23 protein-coding genes and 1 riboswitch are annotated in these 26,608 nt (G+C 59.6%); of the genes, 16 read left to right on the top strand and 7 right to left on the bottom strand.

Features of this window, described 5'->3' with window-relative positions:
- Positions 1–26 precede the first annotated feature (26 nt).
- The 9 genes from tolB to RIB87_RS14755 all read left to right on the top strand — a co-directional run bounded on the left by tolB (position 27) and on the right by RIB87_RS14755 (position 10,873).
- Positions 27–1,358, top strand: coding sequence for a Tol-Pal system beta propeller repeat protein TolB (gene tolB / locus RIB87_RS14795; protein WP_350148051.1), 1,332 nt, complete (start codon positions 27–29; stop codon positions 1,356–1,358).
- Between the two features lie 296 nt (positions 1,359–1,654).
- Positions 1,655–2,191 carry a peptidoglycan-associated lipoprotein Pal gene (gene pal, locus RIB87_RS14790; RefSeq protein ID WP_350148230.1) on the top strand — a complete coding sequence of 179 codons (537 nt, stop codon included), beginning with the start codon at positions 1,655–1,657 and terminating at the stop codon, positions 2,189–2,191.
- Between the two features lie 148 nt (positions 2,192–2,339).
- Positions 2,340–3,392 carry a tol-pal system protein YbgF gene (gene ybgF, locus RIB87_RS14785; protein WP_350148049.1) on the top strand — a complete coding sequence of 351 codons (1,053 nt, stop codon included), beginning with the start codon at positions 2,340–2,342 and terminating at the stop codon, positions 3,390–3,392.
- A gap of 5 nt (positions 3,393–3,397) precedes the next feature.
- Positions 3,398–4,699: a tRNA lysidine(34) synthetase TilS gene (tilS, locus tag RIB87_RS14780; protein WP_350148047.1), complete on the top strand. Its 1,302-nt coding sequence runs from the start codon at positions 3,398–3,400 to the stop codon at positions 4,697–4,699.
- A gap of 190 nt (positions 4,700–4,889) precedes the next feature.
- Complete coding sequence (gene ftsH, locus RIB87_RS14775) at positions 4,890–6,818, top strand: ATP-dependent zinc metalloprotease FtsH (RefSeq protein WP_350148045.1); 1,929 nt, start codon at positions 4,890–4,892, stop codon at positions 6,816–6,818.
- 133 nt (positions 6,819–6,951) lie between these two features.
- Entirely contained in the window at positions 6,952–7,764 is an 813-nt protein-coding gene (gene folP / locus RIB87_RS14770) for a dihydropteroate synthase (RefSeq protein ID WP_350148043.1), read from the top strand.
- Positions 7,765–7,869: 105 nt separating this feature from the next.
- The gene (glmM, locus tag RIB87_RS14765) at positions 7,870–9,216 is read left to right on the top strand and encodes a phosphoglucosamine mutase (protein WP_350148040.1); all 1,347 of its coding nucleotides are present in this window, start codon (positions 7,870–7,872) and stop codon (positions 9,214–9,216) included.
- 8 nt (positions 9,217–9,224) lie between these two features.
- Complete coding sequence (gene thiD / locus RIB87_RS14760; protein WP_350148038.1) at positions 9,225–10,037, top strand: bifunctional hydroxymethylpyrimidine kinase/phosphomethylpyrimidine kinase; 813 nt, start codon at positions 9,225–9,227, stop codon at positions 10,035–10,037.
- 29 nt (positions 10,038–10,066) lie between these two features.
- Entirely contained in the window at positions 10,067–10,873 is an 807-nt protein-coding gene (locus RIB87_RS14755; protein WP_350148036.1) for a PhzF family phenazine biosynthesis protein, read from the top strand.
- Here the strand turns inward: RIB87_RS14755 and RIB87_RS14750 are convergent.
- The 4 genes from RIB87_RS14750 to RIB87_RS14735 form a co-directional block, all read right to left on the bottom strand.
- The gene (locus tag RIB87_RS14750) at positions 10,870–11,769 is read right to left on the bottom strand and encodes a DMT family transporter (RefSeq protein WP_350148034.1); all 900 of its coding nucleotides are present in this window, start codon (positions 11,767–11,769) and stop codon (positions 10,870–10,872) included. The two genes, RIB87_RS14755 and RIB87_RS14750, sit on opposite strands and share 4 nt — an antisense overlap.
- Positions 11,770–11,864: 95 nt before the next feature.
- Entirely contained in the window at positions 11,865–13,421 is a 1,557-nt protein-coding gene (locus RIB87_RS14745; protein WP_350148032.1) for a sulfatase family protein, read from the bottom strand.
- A 13-nt stretch (positions 13,422–13,434) separates the two neighbouring features.
- Entirely contained in the window at positions 13,435–14,343 is a 909-nt protein-coding gene (locus RIB87_RS14740; RefSeq protein ID WP_350148030.1) for an oxidoreductase, read from the bottom strand.
- Positions 14,344–14,539: 196 nt separating this feature from the next.
- Complete coding sequence (locus tag RIB87_RS14735) at positions 14,540–15,034, bottom strand: DUF892 family protein (protein WP_350148028.1); 495 nt, start codon at positions 15,032–15,034, stop codon at positions 14,540–14,542.
- Between the two features lie 207 nt (positions 15,035–15,241).
- Between RIB87_RS14735 and RIB87_RS14730 the strand changes: the two genes are divergently transcribed.
- The gene (locus RIB87_RS14730) at positions 15,242–16,417 is read left to right on the top strand and encodes a phosphoserine transaminase (RefSeq protein WP_350148026.1); all 1,176 of its coding nucleotides are present in this window, start codon (positions 15,242–15,244) and stop codon (positions 16,415–16,417) included.
- Positions 16,418–16,429: 12 nt separating this feature from the next.
- On the opposite strand, the gene RIB87_RS14725 is transcribed toward RIB87_RS14730, so the two are convergent.
- Positions 16,430–16,576 carry a hypothetical protein gene (locus RIB87_RS14725; RefSeq protein WP_350148024.1) on the bottom strand — a complete coding sequence of 49 codons (147 nt, stop codon included), beginning with the start codon at positions 16,574–16,576 and terminating at the stop codon, positions 16,430–16,432.
- 24 nt (positions 16,577–16,600) lie between these two features.
- Between RIB87_RS14725 and serA the strand changes: the two genes are divergently transcribed.
- A complete protein-coding gene (gene serA / locus RIB87_RS14720; protein ID WP_350148022.1) occupies positions 16,601–18,178 on the top strand; it encodes a phosphoglycerate dehydrogenase in 1,578 nt (525 codons plus the stop codon).
- A 120-nt stretch (positions 18,179–18,298) separates the two neighbouring features.
- Positions 18,299–19,591 carry an adenylosuccinate synthase gene (locus RIB87_RS14715; protein WP_350148020.1) on the top strand — a complete coding sequence of 431 codons (1,293 nt, stop codon included), beginning with the start codon at positions 18,299–18,301 and terminating at the stop codon, positions 19,589–19,591.
- 124 nt (positions 19,592–19,715) lie between these two features.
- Here RIB87_RS14715 and RIB87_RS14710 read toward each other — a convergent pair whose 3' ends face one another.
- Both RIB87_RS14710 and RIB87_RS14705 read right to left on the bottom strand, forming a co-directional pair.
- The gene (locus RIB87_RS14710) at positions 19,716–20,000 is read right to left on the bottom strand and encodes a GIY-YIG nuclease family protein (protein ID WP_350148018.1); all 285 of its coding nucleotides are present in this window, start codon (positions 19,998–20,000) and stop codon (positions 19,716–19,718) included.
- Between the two features lie 99 nt (positions 20,001–20,099).
- Positions 20,100–21,185, bottom strand: a complete 1,086-nt coding sequence (locus RIB87_RS14705) for an SPASM domain-containing protein (RefSeq protein ID WP_350148016.1) — start codon at positions 21,183–21,185, stop codon at positions 20,100–20,102.
- 218 nt (positions 21,186–21,403) lie between these two features.
- On the opposite strand from RIB87_RS14705, the gene RIB87_RS14700 reads away from it, so the two are divergent.
- The 4 genes from RIB87_RS14700 (at position 21,404) to RIB87_RS14685 (ending at position 26,495) form a co-directional block, all read left to right on the top strand.
- Positions 21,404–22,240, top strand: coding sequence for a class I SAM-dependent methyltransferase (locus RIB87_RS14700; RefSeq protein WP_350148014.1), 837 nt, complete (start codon positions 21,404–21,406; stop codon positions 22,238–22,240).
- 209 nt (positions 22,241–22,449) lie between these two features.
- Positions 22,450–22,560, top strand: a riboswitch (TPP riboswitch).
- 80 nt (positions 22,561–22,640) lie between these two features.
- Positions 22,641–23,033 (top strand): hypothetical protein, encoded by a 393-nt coding sequence (locus RIB87_RS14695; protein WP_350148012.1) that lies wholly within the window; start codon positions 22,641–22,643, stop codon positions 23,031–23,033.
- 12 nt (positions 23,034–23,045) lie between these two features.
- The gene (gene thiC / locus RIB87_RS14690) at positions 23,046–24,926 is read left to right on the top strand and encodes a phosphomethylpyrimidine synthase ThiC (protein ID WP_350148010.1); all 1,881 of its coding nucleotides are present in this window, start codon (positions 23,046–23,048) and stop codon (positions 24,924–24,926) included.
- A gap of 6 nt (positions 24,927–24,932) precedes the next feature.
- Complete coding sequence (locus tag RIB87_RS14685; RefSeq protein WP_350148008.1) at positions 24,933–26,495, top strand: RNA-directed DNA polymerase; 1,563 nt, start codon at positions 24,933–24,935, stop codon at positions 26,493–26,495.
- Positions 26,496–26,608 lie beyond the last annotated feature (113 nt).

Below are 26,608 nucleotides of genomic sequence, written 5' to 3'. Positions count from 1 at the left end.
GGAAACGAAGGTCGGGAGAGATATTTATGTGCCGCAGTAAGACTAAACATCTGTTTGGCTGGCCTTCGCTTGTCGCCGTTCTGGCGATTCTTTTGCCTGCCGTTGCGCAGGCGCAACTGCGCATCGACATTACCCAGGGCACGATTGAGCCGTTACCGCTGGCGGTGACGGATTTTGTCGGCAGCGATGAGGCGGCCGCCCAGACCGGCGACCAGATGGCCGGGGTCATTCGCAAGAATCTTGAGCGCTCCGGTTTGTTCCGTACCCTGAGCGAAGCGGCCTTCATCGAAAAAATCACTGACCCCAATACCGCGCCGCGGTTTGGCGACTGGCGCATTATTGACGCGCAGGCGCTGCTGACGGGCTCCCTCACGCAACAGCCAGACGGGCGATTGCGGGTTGAGTTTCGCCTGTGGGACGTGTTCGCCGAGGAGCAACTGATCGGCCTTCAGTATTTCACCCAGCCGGACAACTGGCGGCGGGTGTCTCACATTATTTCAGATGCCATTTATGAGCGGCTGACGGGTGAGACCGGGTATTTTGATACCCGCGTGGTCTTTGTGTCGGAGACCGGCACCAAGGGTCAGCGTGTCAAGCGGCTGGCGCTGATGGATCAGGACGGGCATAACCCGCGCTTTTTGACCAACGGGTCGTCGCTGGTGCTGACGCCGCGCTTCTCGCCCACCAATCAGGAGATCACGTATCTGTCGTATGCAGGCGGCAGTCCGCGGGTTTATCTGTTCAACATCGAAACCCAGCAGCAGGAAGTGGTTGGTGAGTTTCCGGGCATGACATTCGCGCCGCGGTTTTCGCCGGACGGTGACAAGGTCATCATGAGCCTGCAGCGCGGCGGCAATGCCAATATTTTTCAGCTTGATCTGCGCACCCGCGCCACCCAGCGGCTGACCAATTCTCCGTCGATTGATACCTCGCCCAGCTATGGCCCGGCGGGCCGCGAGATTGCATTTGAGAGTGATCGCGGCGGCACCCAGCAGATTTATGTGATGAACGCCGACGGCTCCGGCGTGCGCCGTATCAGCTTTGGCGAGGGCCGGTACTCAACGCCGGTGTGGTCGCCGCGCGGCGACATGATTGCGTTTACCAAACAATATAAAGGCCGCTTTTTGATTGGGGTCATGCGTCCCGACGGTACCGGCGAGCGCATTTTGACCGAGGGCTATCACAACGAAGGCCCCACATGGGCACCCAACGGTCGGGTTTTGATGTTTTTCCGCGAAACGCCGGGCGAGCGTGGCGGGCCGTCTTTGTGGTCGGTCGATCTGACCGGCTACAACGAACGGCAGGTGCCAACGCCGGGGTTTGGCTCTGATCCCGCGTGGTCTCCCTTGATTCGCTAGGGAGCTTGCGCATAGCATGAACGGCTAAAGGGATCGGGAGAAATGACGCAGCGCCTCCAAGGGCTTAAACAGTACCTTGAGGCATTTGTCATGTTTGGCGGCCAGAATGCGCATAATGTGTGCATTGGCCAGCAACCGGGATCCCGCGCGCGGGGCGACGGGCATATCGAGGTTGAAACGTCCCGCTGGTGGCGGGGTGTTTCAGGGGTGCAACTTTTGAGCGGCCGCATTTGTGGGGTCCGCTTTTGTCAGGAGACTAAATCACTATGACCACAGCATTGGTCCGTTCACGGACAATGACTTCTTTCGGTACGGGGACTTTTTCCGGTACAGGCGGTCGCGCGTTGAAGATGGCGCTCGCCGGCTTTGCGGCTCTTCTGCTGGCTGCATGTAGCTCCGACCCTGAACAGCCGGTGGTGCAGACCACAACACAGCCGACGGCGGCGCCGTCGGGTCCGACACCGGGCACGCAGCAGGATCTTGTGGTCAATGTGGGGGACCGCGTGTTTTTCGACACCGACCAGTCTTCCCTGCGGGCTGACGCACGGGCGACGCTGCAGCGTCAGGCTGCGTGGATGAACCAGTACCCGGATGTGCGCGTGAACCTCGAAGGCCACGCGGATGAGCGCGGTACGCGCGAATACAACCTGGCACTGGGTGCGCGTCGTGCAAACTCCGCCAAGGATTATCTGGTGAGCCTGGGTGTTGCGCCGTCGCGCATCCAGACCATTTCGTTCGGCAAGGAACGCCCCGTGGCGCTTTGCTCTGACGAAAGCTGCTGGGCGCAGAACCGCCGGGCCGTCACCATTGTGACCCAGGGCGCAGGCTCTTAAGCGCTCAGAAGCGTCATACGGCAAATACGAGGAGGGCGCGCATCCCAAACGGGTGTGCGCCCTTTTTGTGTTCTGAGGCGGCAAGCTGTTGCGCAACGCCTCAATTTAGCCAACCTTGTCAGATGATTTGCGGCTTATGAGAACCCCCATGGTCAACATTCGTATTGCCCTGTTCGTGCTGTCAGCCCTTGTGGTTGGCGCTGGTGTTATCGCGCCTGTTGCGGGGACGCCCGCCAGCGCGCAACAGTCGGTAACCGACCCGCGTGCACTGTATGACCGGCTGTTGCGCCTTGAGCGTGATCTGCAGGATGTGCAGCGAAGTGTGTATCAGGGGGGCGCGCCTGCTAACCTTGGCGCTGGGCCTGGCTCTGCGGCTGGGGCTGGCGCTGAGATGGAAGCCACGCAGGCGGCGCGGCTGTCGCTGCGGCTGGACCAGATCGAAGCTTCATTGCGCGACATGACCGGGCAGGTTGAACGGCTGCAGTTCGAGCTGCGGCAGGCCAACCAGAAGCTGGATAATTTTGCCGCCGACACTGACTACCGGCTGCGCGAACTTGAAGGCACCGGGGGCGGTGAACGCCCGACAGCCTCACAGGGTCAGCCTGGGTCTTTAGCCAGTGCGCAAGCAGCCGGGGCCAGTGCGCAAGCAGCCGGAGCAAGTGCGCAAGTGACAGGCGAGCGTCCGCTCTCCGAGGCGCAGCAGGCCACTATCGGCACGCTTGGGTCGATGTCGGCCGGGGTTGCACAGCCTTCGGCACCGGTCCTGACACCGCCGCGCCAGATTGCGTCCGCCGCCACCACGGGCCTTCCCGAAGGGGGGCCGGATGCGGCCTACAGCTACGCCATGAGCTTTTTGCGGCAGGGTGACTATGGGGCCGCCGAAGTTGCATTCTCGCAGTTTCTGGAAAGCTATGGCGACACCAGCCTGGCGGGCAATGCGCAGTACTGGCTGGGCGAGACATACTATGTGCGCGAGCAGTATCAGGATGCAGCGCGCGCATTTCTGGTAGGCTATCAGACCTATGCGTCCAGCCCGAAGGCACCTGACAGTCTGCTGAAGCTCGGCATCACGCTGGCAGCGCTTGGGCAGACGCAGGATGCGTGCCTGACGCTTTCAGAAGTGCCACGCACATTTCCCGGTGCACCGCAAAGCGTCAAGCTGCGTGCCGAACAGGAGCGTGACCGCGCCGGTTGCGTCTAGCGCCGTTGCCTGAGACTGACATTCCCTTTGATGATCTGATGGCGCCGTTCGGGCTGTCGCCCGATGTGCCGCTGGCTGTGGCTGTTTCGGGTGGTCCTGACTCGATGGCGCTGCTGTTGCTCGCGGCTGACGAGGCACGCCGGTCCGGCCGGTCGCTTCATGCCCTGACCGTGGATCACGGGTTGCGGGCTGAGGCCGGCACCGAGGCACTGCAGGTGGGCGGGTGGGCCAGGGCCCTTGGCGTAGCGCACACTGTATTGACCCATTCAGGTGATACCCCGCGCGCCAGTGTGCAGGCGGCAGCGCGCAGCATTCGGTATCGGCTGATGGCGGAGTGGTGCGCCACCCACAACATGGCGGCGCTGCTGGTGGCGCATACCCGCGAAGACCAGGCGGAGACGTTTTTGCTCCGGCTGGCGCGCGGCAGCGGCGTGGATGGCTTGTCGGCGATGGCGGCGGATACGCGCCGCAACGACATGCGCATTTTGCGGCCCCTTCTGGACGTGCCGCGTGATGCGTTGCACGCGGTTCTGGCGACTGCGGGGCAGGCCTATATCACTGATCCGTCCAATGCTGACGCGCGCCATGCCCGTGTGCGGATGCGCGCTCTTGCCCCTGTGCTTGAAGCTGAGGGGCTGACGGCGCAGCGGCTGGCTGACACGGCGGCGCGCATGATGACTGCGCGTGAGGCGCTGGACGGCTGGACCTCAGCGCATCTGGCGCGGGCGGTCACGTTCCACAAGTGCGGTTATGGCACCGCTGATCTTGCCGCGCTGCTGGACGCGCCTGATGAAATCAGGCTGCGGGCAGCGTCCAAACTCATCATGGCGATTACCGGCAATGCCTATCCGCCCCGCCTGCACCACACCAGGGCACTGGTGGTGCGGCTGGGCGATGCCTCTTTCAACGGTGCCACCCTTGGCGGGGCCCGCCTCGTTAGGCGCGGCGACACGCTGATGGTGTTTCGGGAGGCGCGTGCGATCGCCCCTGCGGTCCGCAGGGCGCGTCATTTGCCTTTGCTGTGGGATGGCAGGTTTGAAGTCGGAACTCACGACATGGCACCAAACAAGGCACCGGTGGCTGACGTTACAATCGCGCCGCTTGGTCAGAAGGGTTGGCGATGGATGCGGGATGTGGCACCTGATACGGCCTTGCCTGCCGCTGCTGCGGCCTGCCTGCCGGCGGTGTTTGACGGCGGCACCTTGCTGGAGGTTCCGTCACTTGGCCTGACAGCGGGGGGGGATGTCGCCAGTCTGACCGCCCGCTTTGTCGGGCCGCAGCGCGTGGGGCTGGCAGCGGCGGTTTGACGCCCTGCCATACCCGCGATCACGGCTAAATCACTGGCGGTGAAGGCCTGCTTAAGCATGATTGGAATTGTTCCAGGGACTGGTAATTCTTTCTTGGACGCCTATGTTTCAGTATGCTGACACCTAGCCAGAAAACTGTCGTGTTTCTCCCGTTTTTGGGGCAAATACGCGCGTAAGGACCATTATCCCCGTGAATAATTTCCGCAACTTCGCTCTTTGGGTCATCATAGCGCTGCTGCTGGTGGCGCTGTTCAACCTGTTTCAGGCTCCATCTCAGCAAGGGGCCAGCACCGATATCACCTTCTCTGAACTGCTTGCAGAAGCGGATGCGGGGGCGATCGCGGATGTGACCATTCAGGGCGAAAAGATCACCGGCAATTTCTCGGACGGGCGTGAGTTCGTCACCTATTCCCCACCCAACGCCAACGTGACCGAGCGGTTGTATGAGCGCGGCGTGCAGATTTCAGCGCGCCCCACAAGCTCCGACTCGCCGACGCTGCTGAGCGTGCTGGTGTCGTGGTTCCCGATGCTGCTGCTGATTGCTGTGTGGATTTTCTTCATGCGGCAGATGCAGGGCGGTGGCGGCAAGGCCATGGGCTTTGGCAAATCCAAAGCCAAGCTGCTGACCGAGCGGCATGGTCGCGTGACGTTTGACGATGTCGCGGGCGTGGACGAAGCCAAGGATGACCTGCAGGAAATTGTCGAGTTTCTGCAGGACCCGCAGAAGTTTCAGCGGCTGGGCGGGCGCATTCCCAAGGGTGCGCTTCTCGTTGGTCCTCCGGGCACTGGTAAAACGCTCATTGCGCGTGCTGTGGCGGGCGAGGCCAATGTGCCGTTCTTCACAATTTCGGGTTCTGATTTTGTGGAAATGTTTGTGGGCGTTGGCGCCAGCCGCGTGCGCGACATGTTCGAGCAGGCCAAGAAGAACGCACCGTGCATCATCTTCATTGACGAAATTGACGCTGTGGGTCGCCACCGTGGGGCAGGCCTTGGCGGCGGCAACGATGAGCGCGAGCAGACCCTCAACCAGTTGCTGGTTGAGATGGACGGCTTTGAAGCCAATGAAGGCATCATCCTGATTGCCGCCACCAACCGTCCTGATGTGCTGGACCCGGCGCTGCTGCGTCCGGGCCGTTTTGACCGTCAGGTGGTTGTGCCCAATCCGGACATTGTCGGCCGCGAAAAGATTCTCAAGGTGCATATGCGCAAGGTGCCGCTGGCACCGGACGTCAACCCGCGCACCATTGCCCGCGGCACACCGGGTTTCTCAGGCGCTGACCTCGCCAACCTGGTGAACGAGGCCGCCTTGCTGGCGGCACGCCGTGCCAAGCGGCTGGTCACGATGGGTGAGTTTGAAGACGCCAAGGACAAGGTCATGATGGGTGCCGAGCGGCGCACCATGGTGATGTCGGACGACGAGAAAAAGCTGACGGCCTATCACGAAGGGGGTCATGCGCTGGTGGCGCTCAACGTGCCGTCCACCGACCCGATCCACAAGGCAACCATCATTCCGCGCGGGCGGGCGTTGGGCATGGTCATGCAGTTGCCTGAAGGCGACAAGTTGTCCATGAGCCGCGAGGAAATGATGTCGCGCATGGCGATTTTGATGGGTGGCCGCGTGGCGGAAGAACTTGTGTTTGGTCACAACGCCGTGACGGCGGGCGCAGGTTCTGACATTGAGCAGGCAACGAAGCTTGCTAAAAACATGGTCACGCGCTGGGGCATGTCCGATGCGCTGGGGCCGCTGGCCTTTGGTGAAAACCAGGAAGAAGTGTTTCTGGGTCACTCGGTGGCGCGCAACCAGAATGTGTCTGAGGATACGGCCCGGCAGATTGACGCCGAAGTGGCGCGCCTGGTGAAAAAAGGTCACGAGGAAGCAACGCGCATTCTGACTGAAAAGCGTGATGACCTTGAGATCATCGGTCAGGGCCTGCTTGAGTACGAAACGCTCTCCGGCGACGAAATCAAGGCGCTGCTCAAAGGCACCAAGCCTGAACGCAACACGGATGATGACATGACCCCTGAGCCGGGTGCGACATCATCAGTCCCCTCTGCGGGCCGCAAGCCCACAGGCGATACGGGTAGCGTGCCGCCAGGTGCCGAGCCGCAGGGCACGTAAGCGACGCGCACTATGAACCAGAAGGTCCGGACGCAAATGGCGTCCGGGCCTTTTTTGTTTGCGTGTCATGTCTGACGTGGCATGACAGGCTCTCCCGCTTGACCGAAGAGTTGGTTGGCGGCAAGTGAGTGTCATGATGCACGCACCCACCCTGTTTGGCATTCTCAACATCACGGCGGACTCGTTCTCCGATGGTGGCAAATATCTCGCGCCTGATGACGCGCTGCGCCACGCCCACGCGCTTGTGGCCAACGGGGCGGATGTGGTTGATGTGGGGGCTGCCTCAAGTCATCCGGATGCGGAGGATGTGGGTGCGGCGGGAGAGATTGCACGGCTGGCACGTGTCGTGCCACCGCTTGTGGCGGCGGGTGTGCCACTGTCCGTTGATACCTTTGAGCCTGATGTGCAGCTTTGGGCGCTGGGGCAGGGCGTTGCCTATCTCAATGATATTCAGGGTTTTCCGCATACGGATATTTATCCGGCGCTGGCCAGTGCATCGGCAAAGCTTGTCGTGATGCATGGGGTTCACGGGCGCGGGCGGGCGAGAAGACTCGACGTGCCTGCGGATGAGATATGGCCGCGCATTTTCAGCTTTTTCGATGACCGCATTGCAGCGCTTGAGGCTGCCGGCATCGCACGCGAGCGGCTGGTGCTGGACCCGGGCATGGGGTTTTTTCTGGGTACGGACCCTGAGGTGTCGCTCACGGTTTTACGCGGTGTGGGTCAGCTTGAGGGGCGCTACGGGCTGCCGGTATTGATTTCTGTGTCGCGGAAAAGTTTTTTGCGGGCCATGACCGGGCGCGATGTGGCCAACATTGCACCAGCCACACTGGCGGCTGAGATGTTTGCGGTATCCGCCGGTGCCCGTTATATCCGCACCCATGCGCCGGGTTCCTTGCGGGATGCCCTGGCGGTTTCACGCGCTTTACGGCTATTTTCGCCGTAACACGCTGAAAACAAACGTTAACCTTGTGCTCAACGGGTTTGGGTATAGTGCGCGCCAGATGAGCCGGAACACGATAATCCGGCCGGGGTATGCGGGGGACAGTTCATGTCACGCAAATATTTTGGAACCGACGGCATTCGCGGTCGGGCAAACCTTGAACCGATGACGGCGGCGACCGCGCTCAGGGTGGGCATGGCGGCGGGCCGGGTGTTTACGCGCGGTGACCATCGTCACCGGGTGGTGATCGGCAAGGATACGCGCCTGTCGGGCTACATGATTGAAAACGCGCTGGTGGCGGGCTTTACGTCGGTCGGCATGGATGTGTTCCAATTCGGCCCGTTGCCGACGCCTGCTGTTGCCATGCTCACGCGCTCGCTGCGTGCTGATCTGGGTGTGATGATTTCAGCTTCGCACAACAGTTTTGGCGATAACGGCATCAAGCTGTTTGGCCCGGACGGCTTCAAGCTGTCTGATGAGGTAGAGCATCAGATTGAGCACCACATGGATAACGGGCTGGTGGAAGGCCTCGCGGTGCCCTCAGGTATTGGCCGGGCAAAGCGCATTGACGATGCGCAGGCACGCTACATCGAGTTTGCCAAGCGTACGTTCCCGCGCCACCTGAGCCTTGAGGGCATTCGTATTGTTGTCGATTGCGCCAATGGGGCGGCCTACAAGGTGGCCCCGGCGGCGTTGTGGGAACTGGGCGCTGAAGTGTTTTCCGTCGGCGTTGACCCCAACGGCACCAACATCAATGAAGGCTGCGGGTCCACGTCTGTTGGCATGATGGCCGGCAAAGTGCGTGAGCTGCGCGCCGACATCGGCATTGCGCTGGATGGCGATGCGGACCGTGTGATTATCGTTGATGAACACGGCGAGACCGTGGATGGCGATCAGGTGATGGCGGCCATTGCGCAATCCTGGGCTGACAAGCAGATGCTGCAGGGCGGCGGCATCGTCGCCACGGTGATGAGCAATCTGGGGCTTGAGCGTTATCTGGCGGGCAAGGGCATGACGCTGGCCCGCACGCAGGTGGGCGACCGCTATGTGGTGGAACACATGCGCGCGAATGGGTTTAACCTGGGCGGCGAACAGTCGGGGCACGTGGTCTTGTCTGACTTTGCCACCACGGGCGACGGGCTGATTGCAGCGCTTCAGGTGCTGGCGGTGCTGGCGGAAACCCGCAAGCCACTGAGCGAAATCTGCCATCTGTTTGATCCGCTGCCGCAACTCTTGCGCAATGTGCGGTTCCGCGACGGGGCACCGCTTGAAGATAATCAGGTGATTGACGCTATTGAGACAGGCACTTCCGCGCTGGGCAATCATGGTCGTCTCGTGATCCGCAAATCAGGCACCGAGCCGCTTATTCGCGTGATGGCGGAAGGTGACGACGAGGCGCTGGTGAAGCGCGTGGTCAATGATATTTGCACGGTGATCGAAAGCCGTGCCGGGTGAACGGTGAGATGTCCGCAGGTGGTATCGCCCGTGTGCTGATTATTGCCGGCTCTGATTCCAGCGGCGGCGCGGGCATTCAGGCTGACATCAAAACCGTGACGGCGCTGGGTGGCTATGCGGCCACCGCGGTGACGGCCATCACGGTTCAGGATACCACCGGCGTTCACGGGGTGCATGGTCTTCCCGCTGATCTTGTGCGACGGCAGATGGATGCTGTGATGGCCGACATCGGGGCGGATGCGCTCAAGACCGGCATGTTGCACTCCGCCGAAATCATTGCGGCTGTTGCTGACGCCATCAGTGCTTACGAAGACGTGCCGCCGCTGGTGGTGGACCCGGTGATGGTGGCAACATCCGGCGACCGGCTGCTGGAGCGTGACGCCGAGGCGGCGATGATCGGCAAGCTGCTGCCGCTGGCGTTCATGGCTACCCCCAACATTCACGAAGCCGCCGTGCTGGCCAACATGCCGGTGAAAACGGCGGGTGACATGCGCGAGGCGGCGCAGGCGTTGCTGGCATCCGGCCCGGACTGTGTTCTGGTGACGGGCGGTGATCTGGGCGGCGATGTGGTGGTTGACGTGCTGGCCACGCCGATGGAAATCCGCACTTTTACGAGCCCGCGTATTGCGACGACCTCCACTCATGGCACCGGCTGCACACTGGCGAGTGCCATTGCCACGTTTCTGGCGCAGGGCAGGGATGTGGGCGAGGCGGTGGAAGATGCCCGCGATTATGTGCATATGGCGATGACACATGCGCCGGGTCTGGGCGCAGGTGCCGGGCCGCTGGACCATGGGTGGGTTTTGCGCGACCGGGATTGACGTTTACCGCCCGCATAAGGTCTGCCGCCATGGTGCTTCCGCTTTATCAGGTTGATGCGTTTGCCTCCAAACCGTTTGAGGGCAACCCCGCTGCCGTTGTGCCGCTTGAAGCATGGCTGAGCGACGAGCAGATGCTGGCGATTGCGGCTGAAAACAATCTGGCCGAGACGGCGTTTTTGGTGGCCGAGGGTGACGGCTTTCGTCTGCGCTGGTTTACACCGACAGTCGAGGTGGATTTATGCGGGCACGCAACGCTTGCAACGGCGCATGTGCTGTTCACGCATCTGGCCTTTGCGGGCGACACGATTATTTTCCACACCCGCTCCGGCGAACTGACCGTTGCACGCGGTGAGACGGGTCGGCTGATAATGAACTTTCCTGCTCGTCCGGTGAAGCCGATGGCAGACCCCAAGGTGCTGGGGCCAATACTGGGCGTTGCGCCGCGCATGGTGCTGACCGGTGCCAATATGATTGCGGTGTTTGACAGTGCAGCTGATGTCGCGCGTCTTACGCCAGCCTTTGTACCACTGGCTGAATACCTCAAGCCCCGCAACCAGGTGCTGATTGCAACAGCAGCCGGTGATGATGGCTCCGGCTTTGATTTTGTCACCCGCGTTTTTGCGCCCGCCCACGGCATTGACGAGGACCATGTGACGGGTTCCGCCTATTGCGATGCCACACCGTTCTGGGCGCGTAAGCTGAAGAAAGACACACTTGTTGCGCGGCAGATATCGCCACGCGGCGGCACGGTGTGGTGCGCACTTGAAGGTGATCGTGTTGTTGTTGAGGGAACGTGTGCTGATTATCTCAAAGGCGAGATCGTGATTGCTGATTAGGCGCGCCGTGCCTTTGTTTCGGCAATCAAGATGCCTGCCATGATGAGTACAAGGCCACCCAGTGCCCACAGGCCTGGGCGTTCTGCCAATACGATCATGCCTGCCAGCAATGCTACCGGCGGTACCAGAAAATTGGTCATCGACATGAAGGTGGGGCCTGCTTCCTCGATCAGACGAAAGTAGATGACCGTTGCCAGCCCGCTGGCGAAAATGCCGATGCCCAGTACGCCTGTCACGGCCCACCAGCCGGGAAAGGTTGTGGGTGGCGGCGTCACGCTCCAGGCGAGCGGCAGAACAATGACAAAGGCCAAAGCATTGGTGACGGCGGCGCGCATCCAAATGTCCATGGCCGGGGATTTGCGCGCGATGATGGCATTTGCGGCAAACAGCAGGGCGCCGAGCAGGATGGCGAACTGGGCCAGTATCTCGATCCGGCTGTCTCCGATGGTTAGCAGCACTTCGGGGCCGACAATGAGGGCGACGCCAAGCAGACCGATGGTAAAGCCGAACGAGCGGCGGGGTGTCATACGTTCACCGGCCACAAACACATGCGCCATGGCGAGCGTCATCAGCGGCATGGTGGTGACAAGAATGGACGTAAGGCCGGACTCCACATGCTGCTGCCCCCAGCTTATGGCATAGAACGGCGCGACATTGCCGACGATGGCAAGCGCAATGAGCCACGGCCACAGGCCGCGGGCAATGTGCGTGCTGCGGGTGAAATACAGCGCCAGCGGAATGAGCATGGCTGCGGCCACAAGCTGGCGCAGCACCACCACCCATTCAGGCGCAATGCCATCCAGCGCCATTGCCGTGAATGTATAGCCGGAGGCCCAGCACCCGGTGAGCAGGCACAGGTCCAGCCACGCGCGCGGGCTGCGGACGGGGGCACTCACGGGGCTGCACGCCTATGTGCTTTGTCGGGGCCAGGAGCTTGCATGGACAGCATGTCGCGCGGGCGGGCGGACATGTCAATTTGCGAATATGCAGGTCACGCAGGCGCGATCTGTTTGCGGCGTTCGGCCGGCTCATCCGGCCACTGGTCATGCATCTGCGCCGTCAGGTCTGACCGAATGGCGGCATAGGCCGGGTCATCCCACCTGTTGACGGTTTGAAGGGGGTCGTCCTTGAGGTCGTAAAGTTCGCCTTCGGTACCCTCATAAATTGACCCGGGCAGATAGGCCGTCAGCACGTGATCGCGCGTGGTGATGGTGCGCAGGGACAAAGAGAGTGTGCGTTTTTCCGGATCGCTGGAATTGCGGTGCATACTGTCCCAGCCTGTCAAAACGCTGTCACGGTTTTGCGCTGCAGCTTCGTCGGCGGTGCGCGGCAGGGGGGTGCCTTCCATCCACGTGGGCACCTGCAGTCCGGCGATATCGCAGAAGGTAGGGGCAAGGTCGATGTGGGCCACCGGGTCTGCCAGCGTTTGCGGGGTTACGTCGGCATCTGGTGCCGGACGCCACACGAATGGCAGGCGCATGAGGGCATCCACGTGGAATGCGCCCTTGAACATCAGGCCGAAGTCGCCCTGCAACTCGCCGTGATCGGTGGTGAAGAAAATATCCGTGCGCCCGTCCCAGCCGCGCGCGGCAATACGGTCAAACACGCGGCCGCAGGCGTCATCGATCAGTTCGTTTTCGATGTGGTTCATGGCGTTGATTTCGCGCACCTGGTCGTCGGTCAGGTCGGCAGGGCGGAAGTTTGGTGGGAACTCGAAGTTTGTGCGCAGGGAGCCATCCCACGCGCCTTTCCAGTGGCGCGGTTTGCGCTCCAGAAGCTCTTGGCGTTTTTCAGGCGTTGCGGCATAGAGTTCCGGCAGATCAAGGTCACGCCAGTTGACGCGGCCAATCTCTGATGCCGGTGGATCCCACGGGTGATGGGGGTCAGGGAAACTCATCCAGATGAACCAGTCTTCGTCCGTATCCAGAGTATCAAGAAATGCGATTACCCGGTCCGCCACCCAGTCGGTGTGATACAGCTCGCGGGGCATGTCGTTGTGCCAGCACTGGATGGCTCCGGTATCGCCGCCGCCTGCGTGGTTCTGCTGACCCTGGGGCGTCACCATGGGGTAGAAGCCGCTGATCTTGTCCTTGTGCTGGCCCATCATCAGCTGGTCGTAGTGGAAGTTGCCGGTCATGAAATGGTTGGCAAGTTCCATACGCTCAAAGCCTCTGTGGGGGCCGGTCTCGCCCTTTTTGGCCATGTCGTTTTCATAAAAGCCCGGCGGTGAGAGCCACGGCTCAAAGTGCGCCTTGCCGATGAGGGCCGTGCGGTAGCCCGCATTGCCAAGTTCGCGCGCCACGGAGGGTGCGTCTTCAGGCAGGGGCACGCCGTTCGTCCACACGCCGTGGGTTGCAGGGTATTGACCGGTAACGATGCTGGCGCGCGCGGGCATACAGGTCACACACTGGTTGTGGGCGCGGGCATAGTTGATGCCGGATGTCGCCAGCGCATCGATGTGTGGTGTGCGGGCTACCTTGCCGCCGTTGCAGCCCAGTGCGTCATGGCGCATCTGGTCTGTTGTGATGAGCAGAATGTTGCGGCCCACGGGGTATGCCCTCTTAAGCGGTGCGGGCCTGCAGCGCGAAGCTTTGCCCGGTCAGTTCTTCAGAAATCTCCCACAGCCGCCGCGCCACGCGCTTGTCGTGGGAGCGACCGTTGGACTTTACTTTAACGGGTGCGCCACGCATTTCCATGATGCCGTTTGGCCCCCAATAGCTGCCTGACTCAGCGTCGGGGTCTGTTGCGGCGCGCAGCGTGGGCAGGGCACCGGCTTTCTGGCTTTGCGCAAAAATGGCGTTGGCGATGGTGCCTGCTGTCATGGTGCGCTGCAGGTTGGTGGACGAGTAACCGGGGTGGGCGGCTGTGGCGCGGGTGGTGTGGCCTGCGTCCTTGAGATTGCGATCCAGCTCATAGGTGAAATACAGGTTGGCGATCTTGCTTTGGCCGTAGGCGGGCCACGGCTTGTAGCCCTTCTCCCAGTTGAGATCATCGAAGTTGATGCGCCCGCCGCGATGCGCCTGGCTGGCCACGGACACGACGCGGCCTTCGGGCGAGGCGTTGATCAGATCTATGAGTTGGGCGGTCAGCGCGAAGTGGCCCAGATGGTTGCAGCCGAACTGGAGCTCAAAGCCGTCCTCGGTCTTGCCGTAGGGCGGCACCATGACGCCTGCATTGTTGATGAGGATGTCGAGCGTGCCCTGCTTCTTGCGGTAGGCCTTTGCGAAGGCGGCCACGGATTTGAGGCTGGCCAGGTCAAGCGACCCTGTCTCGACCGTGGCGTTCTTGTGAGCTTTGAGGATTTGCGCCTGCGCCGCTTTGGCTTTGTCAGCATTGCGGCAGGCGAGTGTCACATGCGCGCCTTTGGCGGCCAGCACCTTCGCGGCCTCAAACCCGATGCCGCTGTTTGAGCCGGTGACAATGATGTGTTTTCCCGTTTGATCAGGGACGTTGTTTGCATTCCAGCCCATAATGGCCTCCCGGCTTCAAGTGTCCGCTTGCAGTTAAGCACGCCAAAAACTGACCGCAAGTCATTATTGGGATTTTTAGGGTTGCGTCATTGTGCAGAACGCAAAGCGCCCCATCGTGGCGCAGAACGCAGAACGCAGAACGCAGAGCGCCCGCAGCGGGTGCTGCGGGCGCAAACTGCGTTTGAGGGCGTAGTGCCTATGCGGCCTTCTTGTTGATGCCACCGGTTGCAATGTCTGTCATCGTCCGGTCGCCCTCGTACGTTTCAGCAAGACATTTGTCGATGGTCTTGGCTTCTGCATCCAGATCAAGACGCTTGGCGAAGGCCAGGACGCAGCCGTAGCCTGCAAGTGCGTAGTGCACCATGCGCTGATACTGGGTGATGATGACGGCATCGCGCACGTCGTCATCCGTGAAGGTTGCATCCAACGCGTGCGCGTGGGCCTCCTTCACCAGGCCTTCCATGCCCTTGCAGTATTCACCGTTGGGTGTCTCGCCATGACCGGTGATGATCACGTCAAGGGCCGACATGCCGTTTTCAATGCCGATGACGCCAGCCTCAAGTGCCTTTTGCAGATCTGCGTTGGTGGCTGCGGCAGCGAGTCTTTGTGTCGCAAGCCGCGCCTGCTTGTTGGCGCTGTAGAGATCCTGAAGCTGATCGATATACACGTCTTTCAAATTGGCGAATGCCATTTGAACTCCTTTCGGTTCTTAGTGAGCCGACCTGCATCATGACTCATCTGACGGATGATTCCAAGGTTGCGGCCCTAAGCTATTGAAAAATATATGGTTTCTGAACCATGAAGTGTCATTTGACGTTTGGTGCATAAGCGCCTATCAACGGCGCGGGCCACGCTTCCCCAACGAAGCGCGACCCTCTGCGAGGAGGGAGTAAAAACCATGGCAGACGACACATCTAACCGCGCGACTACTCCGGACAACCGTCCGGCGAACCCCAACTTTTCATCCGGGCCCTGCGCCAAGCGCCCCGGCTGGTCTCTTTCAAAACTTGAAGACGCGTGCCTTGGCCGCTCGCACCGCTCGAAACCGGGCAAGGCGAAGCTGGCGCAGGCGATTGACCTGACGCGCGTCGTACTCGGCATTCCCGACAGCTACCACATCGGCATTGTGCCGGCGTCTGATACGGGCGCTGTTGAAATGGCCATGTGGTCGCTCTTGGGCGAGCGCCCGGTGGACATGCTGGCATGGGAGAGTTTTGGCTCCGGCTGGGTGACGGATGTCATCAAGCAGTTGAAGCTGGACAATGCCCGCAAGATTGAAGCGGACTATGGTGAGCTTCCTGATCTTTCAACGGTGAACCCCGCCCATGACGTGGTGTTTACGTGGAACGGCACAACGTCCGGCGTGCGTGTGCCCAATGCGGACTGGATCGCGGCAGACCGTGAAGGGTTGACCATCTGCGACGCCACGTCTGCGGCCTTTGCGCAGGATCTGGACTGGGCGAAGCTCGATGTTGTCACGTATTCTTGGCAAAAGGTTCTGGGCGGCGAAGCAGCTCATGGGATGCTGATCCTGAGCCCGCGCGCTGTGCAGCGGCTTGAAAGCTATTCGCCACCGTGGCCGATGCCGAAGATTTTCCGCCTCACCAAAGGCGGCAAGCTCATTGACGGTATTTTCAAGGGCGAGACCATCAACACGCCGTCCATGCTGTGCGTCGAGGATTACATCGATGCGCTGCAATGGGCTGACTCGATTGGCCGCCTGCGGGGCCTGATGGCGCGGGCGGATGCAAACCTGGCGGTGCTCACCGAGTGGGTGGAGCGCACGCCGTGGGTGGATTTCCTGTGCAGGGATGTCGCCAACCGTTCCAATACATCCGTATGCCTCACACTTGTTGACCCGGCGCTGGATGCCGAGCAGCAGGCGGTGGTGTCCAAGAAGCTGGCAAGCCTGCTGGATGCGGAAGGGGTGGCATACGACATTGGTGCCTACCGCGATGCGCCAGCCGGGCTTCGTATCTGGGCCGGTGCCACCATTGAGCTGTCCGACATGCAGGCGCTGCTGCCTTGGCTCGACTGGGCCTATGCCCAGGCGACCCGGGCTGAGGCTGCATGACCGCAAATCCGTCTATGTGCTTCCCCGTGGCCTGACCACGGGGTCCAGCGCCACACGCAACGTCATTTCCGTGTTGCTCTGGATGCCGCGATCAGGCGGCGGCAAGGCATGTGAGGGAACAGCTTTCAGCCACCAGCCACCCAAACCAAACTGCGACATTCAGTACTCCTAAGGACGCATCCAATGCCCAAAGTACTTATCTCCGACAAACTGTCTCCCGCCGCTGTGGAGATTTTCAAGAACCGTGGTCTCGACGTTGATTTCAAGCCCGGCCTCGACAAGGACGAACTGCTGTCGATCATCGGCCAGTATGACGGCCTTGCCATTCGCTCCAACACCAAGGTAACGGCAGACGTGCTGGCCAAAGCCGACAACCTCAAGGTTGTGGGCCGTGCGGGCATCGGCGTGGACAATGTGGACATTCCCGCCGCCACCGCCAAAGGCGTCATCGTGATGAACACACCGTTTGGCAACTCGATCACCACGGCGGAACACGCCATTGCCATGATGATGGCGCTGGCGCGTGACATTCCCCAGGCCAATGCATCAACGCACGCCGGCAAGTGGGAAAAGAGCAAATTCATGGGCGTGGAGCTGACGGCCAAGACGCTGGGCGTCATCGGCTGCGGCAATATCGGTTCCATCGTGTGTGACCGGGCGCTGGGTCTGCGGATGAAAGTCATCGGCTTTGACCCGTTCCTGACACCGGAACGCGCAGCCGACATGGGCATCGAAAAAGTCGAGCTGGATGAGTTGTTCAAGCGTGCGGACGTCATCACGCTGCACACGCCGATGACGGATTCAACGCGCGGCATCATCAATGCGGCGGCCTTCGCCAAAATGAAAGACGGCGTGCGCATTGTGAACTGCGCGCGTGGCGGGCTGATAGTGGAAGCCGACCTCAAGGCGGCGCTTGAAAGCGGCAAGGTAGCCGGGGCAGCACTCGACGTGTTTGAGGAAGAACCCGCCAAGGAAAACCCGCTGTTCGGCATGGACAAGCTGATTGCGACGCCGCATCTGGGCGCGTCCACGTCAGAGGCGCAGGAAAATGTGGCGCTGCAGGTGGCCGAGCAGATGGCGGACTATCTGCTGGATGGTGCGATCACCAACGCCATCAACGTGCCGTCAGTGTCTGCGGAAGACGCACAGAAGCTGGGGCCGTGGATCACGCTGTGTGAGCAGCTTGGTCTGTTCGCCGGCCAGTTGACGGAAACCGGCATTCAGGAAATTGCGATTGATTTTGTTGGTGACGCTGCCGAGCTCAACACAAAGCCGTTGGTGAACTCGCTGCTGATGGGGCTGATGAAGCCCATTCTCACTGACGTCAACATGGTGTCGGCGCCAGCCATCGTGAAAGACCGCGGCATCAAGGTGTCGGAGAGCAAGAAGAGCCAGCATGGGGCCTATGAAGGCTACATCATGCTGTCGGTCAAAACCGAACGGCAGACGCGCAGCGTTGGCGGCACGGTGTTTGGCGACGGCAGCCCGCGTATCATTCAGGTCAAGGGCATCGGCATGGAAGCAGCGCTGTCGCATGACATGCTGTATGTCACCAATGACGACAAGCCCGGTTTCATCGGTGCGCTCGGCACGGTGCTGGGGGATGCGGACATCAACATCGCCTCGTTCAACCTGGGCCGGGTCAGCCAGGGCAGTGACGCGATTGCGCTGATCGATGTTGACCAGCCGGTGCCTGCGGATGTTCTGAAAAAAGTCATGGCACTGCCGCACGTGAAGCAGGCCAAGGCGCTGAAGTTCTAGAACGACGCCTTCCTCTCACCCTTTCACGGGGTGGGGGGCGGCGGCGTTGGTATCTGCTTGGGCTTGCGCGCCCACCCGGCTATAGTCCCGCCGCTTCCCGAACATGTGAGGATTCCAAAGATGGCGAATGTAGCAGTCGTCGGCTCCCAGTGGGGTGACGAGGGCAAGGGCAAGATCGTGGACTGGCTGTCCGAGCGCGCCGATGTGGTTGTGCGCTTTCAGGGCGGCCATAATGCAGGCCACACGCTCGTCATTGATGGCAAGGTGTTCAAGCTGTCGCTGCTGCCGTCGGGCATTGTGCGGCCCAACAAGCTGTCGATTCTTGGCAACGGCGTGGTGCTGGACCCGTGGGCGTTTGCCAAAGAGGCGGACCAGATTGCCGGGCAGGGCGTGGCCGTGACGCCGGACAATCTGATGATTGCCGAGAACGCGACACTTATTCTGCCGGTGCATCGTGAACTGGACGAGATGCGCGAAAGCTCCAACTCCGGCACAAAGATCGGCACCACCAAGCGCGGCATCGGTCCGGCCTACGAGGATAAAGTGGCGAGGCGCGGTCTGAGGGTGATTGACCTTGCGGATTTTTCAACCCTCGACGCCAAGGTGGAAAACCTGCTGGTGCATCATAATGCGCTGCGGCGGGGCAACAATCTGGACGAATTGACTGCCGAGCCGATCGTCAGTGCCCTGAAGGAAATCGCGCCGCGCATTCTGCCGTTCGCCAAGCCCGTATGGCTGGTGCTGGACGAGGCCAAGAAGGCAGGCAAGCGCATTTTGTTTGAAGGCGCGCAGGGCACGCTGCTGGACATTGACCACGGCACCTATCCGTTCGTGACCTCCTCCAATACCATTGCCGGACAGGCCGCAGGCGGCGCGGGCGTTGGTCCCGGCGCCATCGGCTATGTGCTGGGCATCACCAAGGCGTACACCACGCGGGTGGGCGAAGGCCCGTTCCCCACCGAGCAGGACAATGCCGTGGGCCAGAAACTGGGTGAACGCGGCCACGAGTTCGGCACGGTCACAGGCCGCAAGCGCCGCTGCGGCTGGTTTGATGCGGTGCTGGTGCGCCAGGCCATCAAGACCGGCGGCATCGAAGGCATTGCACTGACAAAGCTCGATGTTCTGGACGGCTTTGACGAGCTCAAGGTGTGCACCGGCTACCGGCTGGACGGCAAAAAGCTGGACCACCTGCCAGCCGATGCGCCCAGTCAGGCGCGCGTCGAGTGCGAATACGTAACGCTCGATGGCTGGCAAGACAGTACGCAGGGTGCCCGGTCGTGGGCCGACCTGCCGGCACAGGCAATCAAGTATGTGCGGCTGGTCGAAGAGTTGATCGAGGCGCCGGTCGCGCTGCTGTCAACGTCGCCTGAGCGGGAAGACACAATTCTGGTACATGATCCGTTTGCGGATTGATGCAGGCTGAGTGTGTGCTGAGCTGCGAGTAGGCCCCGGATCAAGTCCGGGGCAGCGTGGTTTTCTGGTTGACCGCTACCCCGGACTTGATCCGGGGTCCACTCGCTTTGAACCTTGAAAAAGCTCACACAAGCTCATCAAAAAGATCCTGCCAATCCGGATTTATCTTTTCAATTAGTTCAATCTTCCACGCGCGTTGCCAGTTCTTCAATTGGTGCTCGCGGTAGCGGGCGGAGTCGCGGTCTTCTGTCGCCTCGAAATATACCAGCCGTTTCAACCCGTATTCTTTAGTGAACCCATCAACCAATCCGTTGCGATGTTGGTGTGCACGTTTTGGAAGATCATCGGTCTGGCCGATATACAGCGTGCCGTGCTTGCGGTTGGTCATGATGTAAACGAAAAATGCCATGATCGACGGTATCGTGAGTGGACCCCGGATCAAGTCCGGGGTGGTGGTTGTGTAGTGACCGTATCCCCGGACTTTATCCGGGGTCCACTCGCAGAACAGTTACTCTGCCGCCACCAGCGGCCCTGACACAACGCCGATTGCCCGCAACCGTTCCTGCCTGATGTCCTCGATCACCGGCGCCAGCACTTCCTCGTGGAACTTGTCGCAGCCGATGCACAGGTTGCGGTAGGCGTTGCCTTTGGGGTCTGTGGTCTTCGACTTTTCATAGAACGTCGCCGTGTCCCAGCCATGCGCCAGACCCATGCGCTCCGGGTGGCCCATGTTGATGGCCTCAAACGCCGGGTGGCCGACGAGGCTATCCAGAATGTCGGTCAGTTTTTCCTCGGTGACGTTGCCGATGGGGGCCTTGGTCTTGAGGCAGCAGGGGAAGACGTCGCCCTGCGGATCAATGGACACTTCCGAGCCTGAATATCTGTGGTTCAGGAAGTTGAGGCCGCCGGACCAGGCGTTGCAGAAATTGTCCTTGATGGTGGCGCGGCTGAGGCCGTTTTCCCATGCGCGCCCGCGCGGCCAGATCTTGCCGATCCATTGGTCTTCTGTTGCACCAAAAAACAGATAGGTCGGCCCGTCGTTCTTCTGCCACTCACCAAAACCGCTGCGGGTTGAATGCTCCGCATACCCCGTTTTGGCGAACATCTCGTGCAGTTTTTTTATCAGCGGCTTGCGCTTGTCGCCTTCCATGCCGACGTGAAAATCATCCATGCCGGAAATGGCAATCATCCGAATGCCGCGCTCGCGCAGCTCTTCGAGGATTTTTTCAGTCACCAGATCGCCCGTGGTCTGGATTGAAATGTCAACGCCGCCCTTGTTGCGGTATTTGGCGTTGAGGGCGTCGAGCACCGGATACAGCACCCGCTCACGCACCGGGTCCACCAGCACTTCGCCGCCGGCCATGATGATGCGGCCGCGTTTCTCCGCGTAGCCGGCCGGGCTATCGTCAGGCGACGCCAGGTCCAGATACGTCATCCGGTCGGGCAGATTGGCGATGATCTTCGGGAAGGCCTCTTCCGACTCTCGCACAACCGCTTCCAGCGCATCGCGCACATAGGGGCGAAAGCGCGTTTCGTAGCAGTGGGTGCATTTGCGGTGGCAGGCCCAGTTCAAGACCCAGTAAACCGATTCCATTCACATATCGCCAAGGCTTGTTTGCTTTGATGCGCAGGATGCGTGGGGTTATTGGAGTGCGTCAAATAACAGATTGGTGAGGCTATTTGCCTTCGCAATGGTAGGTTGGTGTTGCTTTGTTGGTATCCTTTATTATCGTCAAATGTGCGACTTCAGCGATATGGTTTAGTTTAATTCTCCGCAACGCACGCCGGTGTCCTGGATGACACGGACAATAAATGAGGATCCAGTTTTTGCCCTATCATGACTTTATAGGCGGCTCTTTAGACAACGCGACCTCCACCCACTACTCGGATCAATGGTCATCAGAGCGAGGCATGGGTAAATTTATGCTGACGACAACGGCCGTCGATTCGACAATGCAGTTTGTATTGGGATGGCGTCGTCTATTTGATGAGATCAGCGGGGAAGCGATGAAGCGCCCCGTGAGCGTATATGATGCCGCTTGCGGGTATGGGGGGATTTTACACGCTCTTGCTGCTCCTTTCGGGAGCGGGAGCGGGAGCGGAAAACTTACCTACGTTGGAGCTGATATTCGGGAAGGGCTACAGGAGATAGAGCTTCCAACTGGTGTAGATGCAGAGTCGATTGTCTTCGCGAGGCACGATATTTCTGAACCATTGCCACTCGATATGCGTTTTGACTATGTCGTTTGTCGCAATGCAATTCACCATACACCCGACCCGCGAAAAACATTTGCGTCCCTGTGCCATGTTTTAAGACCCGGTGGGACCATCGCCATATCTGCCTACAGTAAAAAGGCCATCATGCGGGAAGTGTTGGATGACGCGTTGCGTTCCATGATTACTGAGATGTCTAACGACGAAGCATTAAAGGTTGCAGCCGAGTTTTCCGAACTTGGCAAGGCTCTCAGAGCGATCAAGGAAGAAGTGCATATCCCTCGTGATTTGACGTTTCTCGGCATAGAGGCTGGCAGCCACGACGTGCAAACTTTGATATACAATCATGTCGTCAAGTGTTGGCATAACGAAGCATTTGGCGATGAGAGAAGCGATATTGTGAATTTCGATTGGTATCATCCCCCATATGCTTAACGGTACAGCTTGAATGAGCTGACAGGTTGGTTCGATGAGAATGGGCTAAGCGTCACCCACACTGACTCGCATCCCTCTCAACACTACGTTGAAGGTGTTTTGCGCACTTAAGTTGACGCTATGTTGGGCGGTAGTCTGAATGGCTCGGATTAAGATGACCTACCGGGTGGCTTGACCTTCCGTCGAACCAAAAGAATGTGTAGTTTCATTTGAGTTCCAAGGGGTGTCCCTACTGTTTGTAGGGGCTGAGATGGCTGCAGCTGAACCCTTTGAACCTGATCCGGGTCATGCCGGCGAAGGGACTGGGACGTGGCGTATCTCCAGGACATGACTGCCCTCATGGGCGTCACGCTGCGTTTGGCCTTTCATATGGGCGGGCTGTATGTGAGGAGGCTGCGCGATGTTGTTCTGGCGTATCTGGGCCATTTTACTGGGGTCATCGCTGATGATCGGCGAGCTGATCCGCTCGTGGGGGCAGGGTCGGCATCCGTTGTTTGTGCTGGATGATTTTTTCATCGGCGTGCCGCTGGTGGTGACCGCGCTGCTGCTGGCCTCACCCACACTCAAAACCATGCTGGCAAGGCGCTGCATGTTCTCCGCGTCGTTCGCGGCCGCAGCGGGCATGTTGTACGGATCGTTCTTCGGCAAGCTGGTTGATGCCTCCAACGCGGCTGCGGCCACCACCAACATTGAAATCGGATTTTTGACCGCGCTCATCGGCGCGGCATTTGTGTCATCTCTCATCGGGCTTGTGGGCAGCGTTGTTGCCAAAGACCCGCGTGTGCAAGCGTAAGGACCACGTGTCATGAACATTCACTCCACCCCCAATGCTCCGACTACGGACGATGTGACGACGGGGCCGTTGCCGGCCTCCACCAAAGTGTATGTGTCGCCGGACGGGCACCCGGATGTGCGTGTGCCCCTGCGCGAGATCGAGCTTGAACCAACCGCCATGGAACCACCGGTGCGGGTGTATGACACGTCGGGCGTCTATTCAGACCCTGATGTTGCCATCAACATTGAAGCCGGTCTGCCGCGCACGCGCACGGCGTGGTCGCTGGCGCTGGGCGGTGTGGCTGAATATGATGGCCGCGAGGTGAAACCCGAAGACAACGGCAATGTATCAGAGGGCGCGTTGGCGCGGGCGTTTCCGGTGGTCAACAAGCCACTCAAGGGCGACGGCTCTCAGCCGCTGACGCAGTATCAGTGTGCGAAGGCGGGCATCATCACCAAGGAAATGGAATATGTGGCGCTGCGCGAAAATATCGGCCGCAAGAAGGCGCTGGAAGATGCGGCGCGCGATGTAGCGCAGGGCGAGAGTTTTGGCGCGGACATTCCTGAGTTCATCACGGCTGAGTTCGTGCGCTCGGAGATTGCGCGCGGGCGGGCGATCATTCCCGCCAACATCAACCACCCGGAGCTTGAGCCGATGATTATCGGCCGCAACTTCGCGGTGAAGATCAACGCCAATATCGGCAACTCGGCGGTGACGAGTTCGGTGGCGGAAGAAGTGGACAAGATGGTGTGGTCGATCCGCTGGGGCGCGGACACCGTCATGGACCTGTCCACGGGCCGCAACATTCACAACACCCGCGACTGGATCATCCGCAATGCGCCGGTGCCGATTGGGACCGTGCCCATCTATCAGGCGCTGGAGAAGGTCAACGGTGTGGCCGAAGACCTGACATGGGAGGTCTATCGCGACACACTCATTGAGCAGGCAGAGCAGGGGGTGGATTACTTCACCATTCATGCGGGCGTGCGGCTGGCCTATATCCACCTCACCGCCAAGCGCGTGACCGGCATTGTGTCGCGCGGTGGCTCCATCATGGCCAAGTGGTGCCTGCATCACCACAAGGAGAGCTTTCTCTACGACCATTTCGACGAGATTTGCGACATCATGGCCAAGTACGACGTGTCGTTCTCGCTGGGCGACGGGTTGCGCCCCGGCTCCATTGCGGATGCCAATGACGAGGCGCAGTTTGCCGAGCTTGAAACGCTGGGCGAACTCACACAGATCGCCTGGGCCAAGGGTTGCCAGGTGATGATCGAAGGGCCGGGCCACGTGCCCATGCACAAGATCAAGGTCAACATGGACAAGCAGCTGCGTGAATGCGGCGAGGCGCCATTCTATACGCTTGGCCCGCTCACCACTGACATTGCGCCGGGCTATGACCACATCACGTCGGGCATTGGCGCGGCGATGATCGGCTGGTTCGGGTGTGCGATGCTTTGCTATGTGACGCCGAAGGAACATCTGGGCCTGCCGGACCGTGATGATGTGAAGGAAGGCGTCATCACCTACAAGATTGCCGCTCACGCCGCAGACTTGGCCAAGGGGCACCCCGGTGCGCAGTTGCGCGATGATGCGCTGTCACGGGCCCGCTTCGAGTTCCGCTGGCTGGACCAGTTCAACCTGTCGCTGGACCCTGAACGTGCGCGCGAGTTCCACGACCAGACATTGCCCAAGGAAGCCCACAAGGTGGCGCATTTCTGCTCCATGTGCGGCCCCAAGTTCTGCTCCATGAAAATCAGCCAGGACGTGCGCGACTACGCGGCCGAAAAGGAAGCGGCTGAGGGCATGGAAAAAATGGCTGAAACTTTTCGGAATACCGGCGGCGAGATTTATCAGGATGCGGAGAAACTGGAAGCGGTGAAAGAGTCGAATGAGGCGCTGAAGGGGTAGCAATCATTGTTCTATCTGACAGAGGACGAACTAACTCTAGGAAAACAAGCCGTGCTTTTCCACGGCGTGGGAAGCTTCTTCCCGCCGCCCCCCGAATTGCGGATTGTTGAAGATGATTGGGATGCGGTCGTCGATCACATCCAAAAGTTAGATCTCGACACTTACAAACCGAATCCGGTTCTGAATTCTTACGTTGCTAAAGACTCAAAGGTCATTCGTCCTATTGAGCTCTTGCATATACAGGACGTCCTTATTCTCGTCACCTTGTGTAGATTGCTCAGAGACTCTGTAGTAGCAGCTCGCCTGCCTACTAGTAGCAAAAAGTCTTTCTCTTACCGAGCAGGCTCACGAAGGGAGGCGCTATACGAGACTTCAGGTGCTTTTGAGAAGTACCGAACTCAGACTGCCAAGAGGCTGCGTCTGAAAAAGGCTAGATATGTAGCCACCATAGATATCGCAGACTTTTTCTCGAATGTGTATCAGCATCGGCTTGAAAACAGCCTACAAGCTGCTGCCAAGACCACGCGTGAGGTTGACGCAGTGCGTGTACTTGCGAAACTACTTTCCAACTTCAGCGGTAACAATAGTTATGGCATTCCGACGGGTCCGTACGCTTGTAGAGTGCTTGCGGAAGCGCTCTTGATCGATGTCGATGGTGCACTTGAGCAGAAAGGTGTCGATTTTGTTCGTTGGATGGACGACTTCACAGTGTTCACCAAAACCCACGGCCAAGCGGTGGAGGTCATCCAGTACCTTTCCAAATGGCTTCGCGAACATCATGGTCTAACCCTTAACCTAAAAAAGACGGAGGTGTACGAGAAAGACAAGTTTGTGAATGACGTCTGGAAGACTTATGACGAAGAGCACAAGCACTTTAGAGACTTGGTCCGTCGCATGCAGGCTGAAAGCCTATACGACACGGATGAGGCAGACCCTGACGATGATGGTGATGAAGAAGACGAAGTGACACCGGAGGATGTTGCAAGCGTATTCGACCTAGCATTGCGCATTGAAGATGAGCCGAAATATGGCCTCACCCGGCACATTCTCGAGAGAGTTGTGTTTCGCGAGGACTTCGATTCCGATGTCCGTCGCCAGATCATTGATAAGGCGATTGCCAATGTGGACAGGCTGTTTCCGGTGCTCGATGCGATCTGTAAGGCGCTGGCGCGATCCACAGAATTTACAAAAACTGAGGTCAAAAAGTTCTGCAGCTCCATACTTGCAGACCTTTCAAAGAAGACAATTTTTGTTCCCGGCCACTCACTATTCTGGATTGTCTGGTTGATTGGTGAAGCTGGTCTAACAAAACTTTCCGCAAAACTACTGACAATTTATCAGAGTACTGATGACCTGGTTGTTCGTCGTGAGTGTCTGATCGCGATGTCGAAGGTGTCCAGCCGAGCTGATGTTCTTCATGTGAAAGATAGCTATGACGAGCTTTCCCAGTCTGTTCGCATTGCTCTCGTAATGGCGACTTCGCGAATGGCGAAAGACGAGAGGTCGCACTGGAAGAAATCCAAGGTGATCTCTGATGTGTATGAAAAAGCGGCCTTTAAATTCGATTAGCAAATTCCTGCTTGCGAAAAACTGCAAATCACCTCAGCCTTGTACGTGGTTTTAACGTATTGAAAGGAGGTGATCCAATGTCGAGTGTCACGCAGCGGGGCTACGGGTCCTTG

Origin of the sequence: Pyruvatibacter sp. (assembly GCF_040219635.1) — a bacterium.
Classification (GTDB): Bacteria; Pseudomonadota; Alphaproteobacteria; order CGMCC-115125; family CGMCC-115125; genus Pyruvatibacter.
The sequence above is the reverse complement of the archived record's forward strand: the minus strand, read 5'-3'. Positions and strand labels throughout refer to the sequence as shown.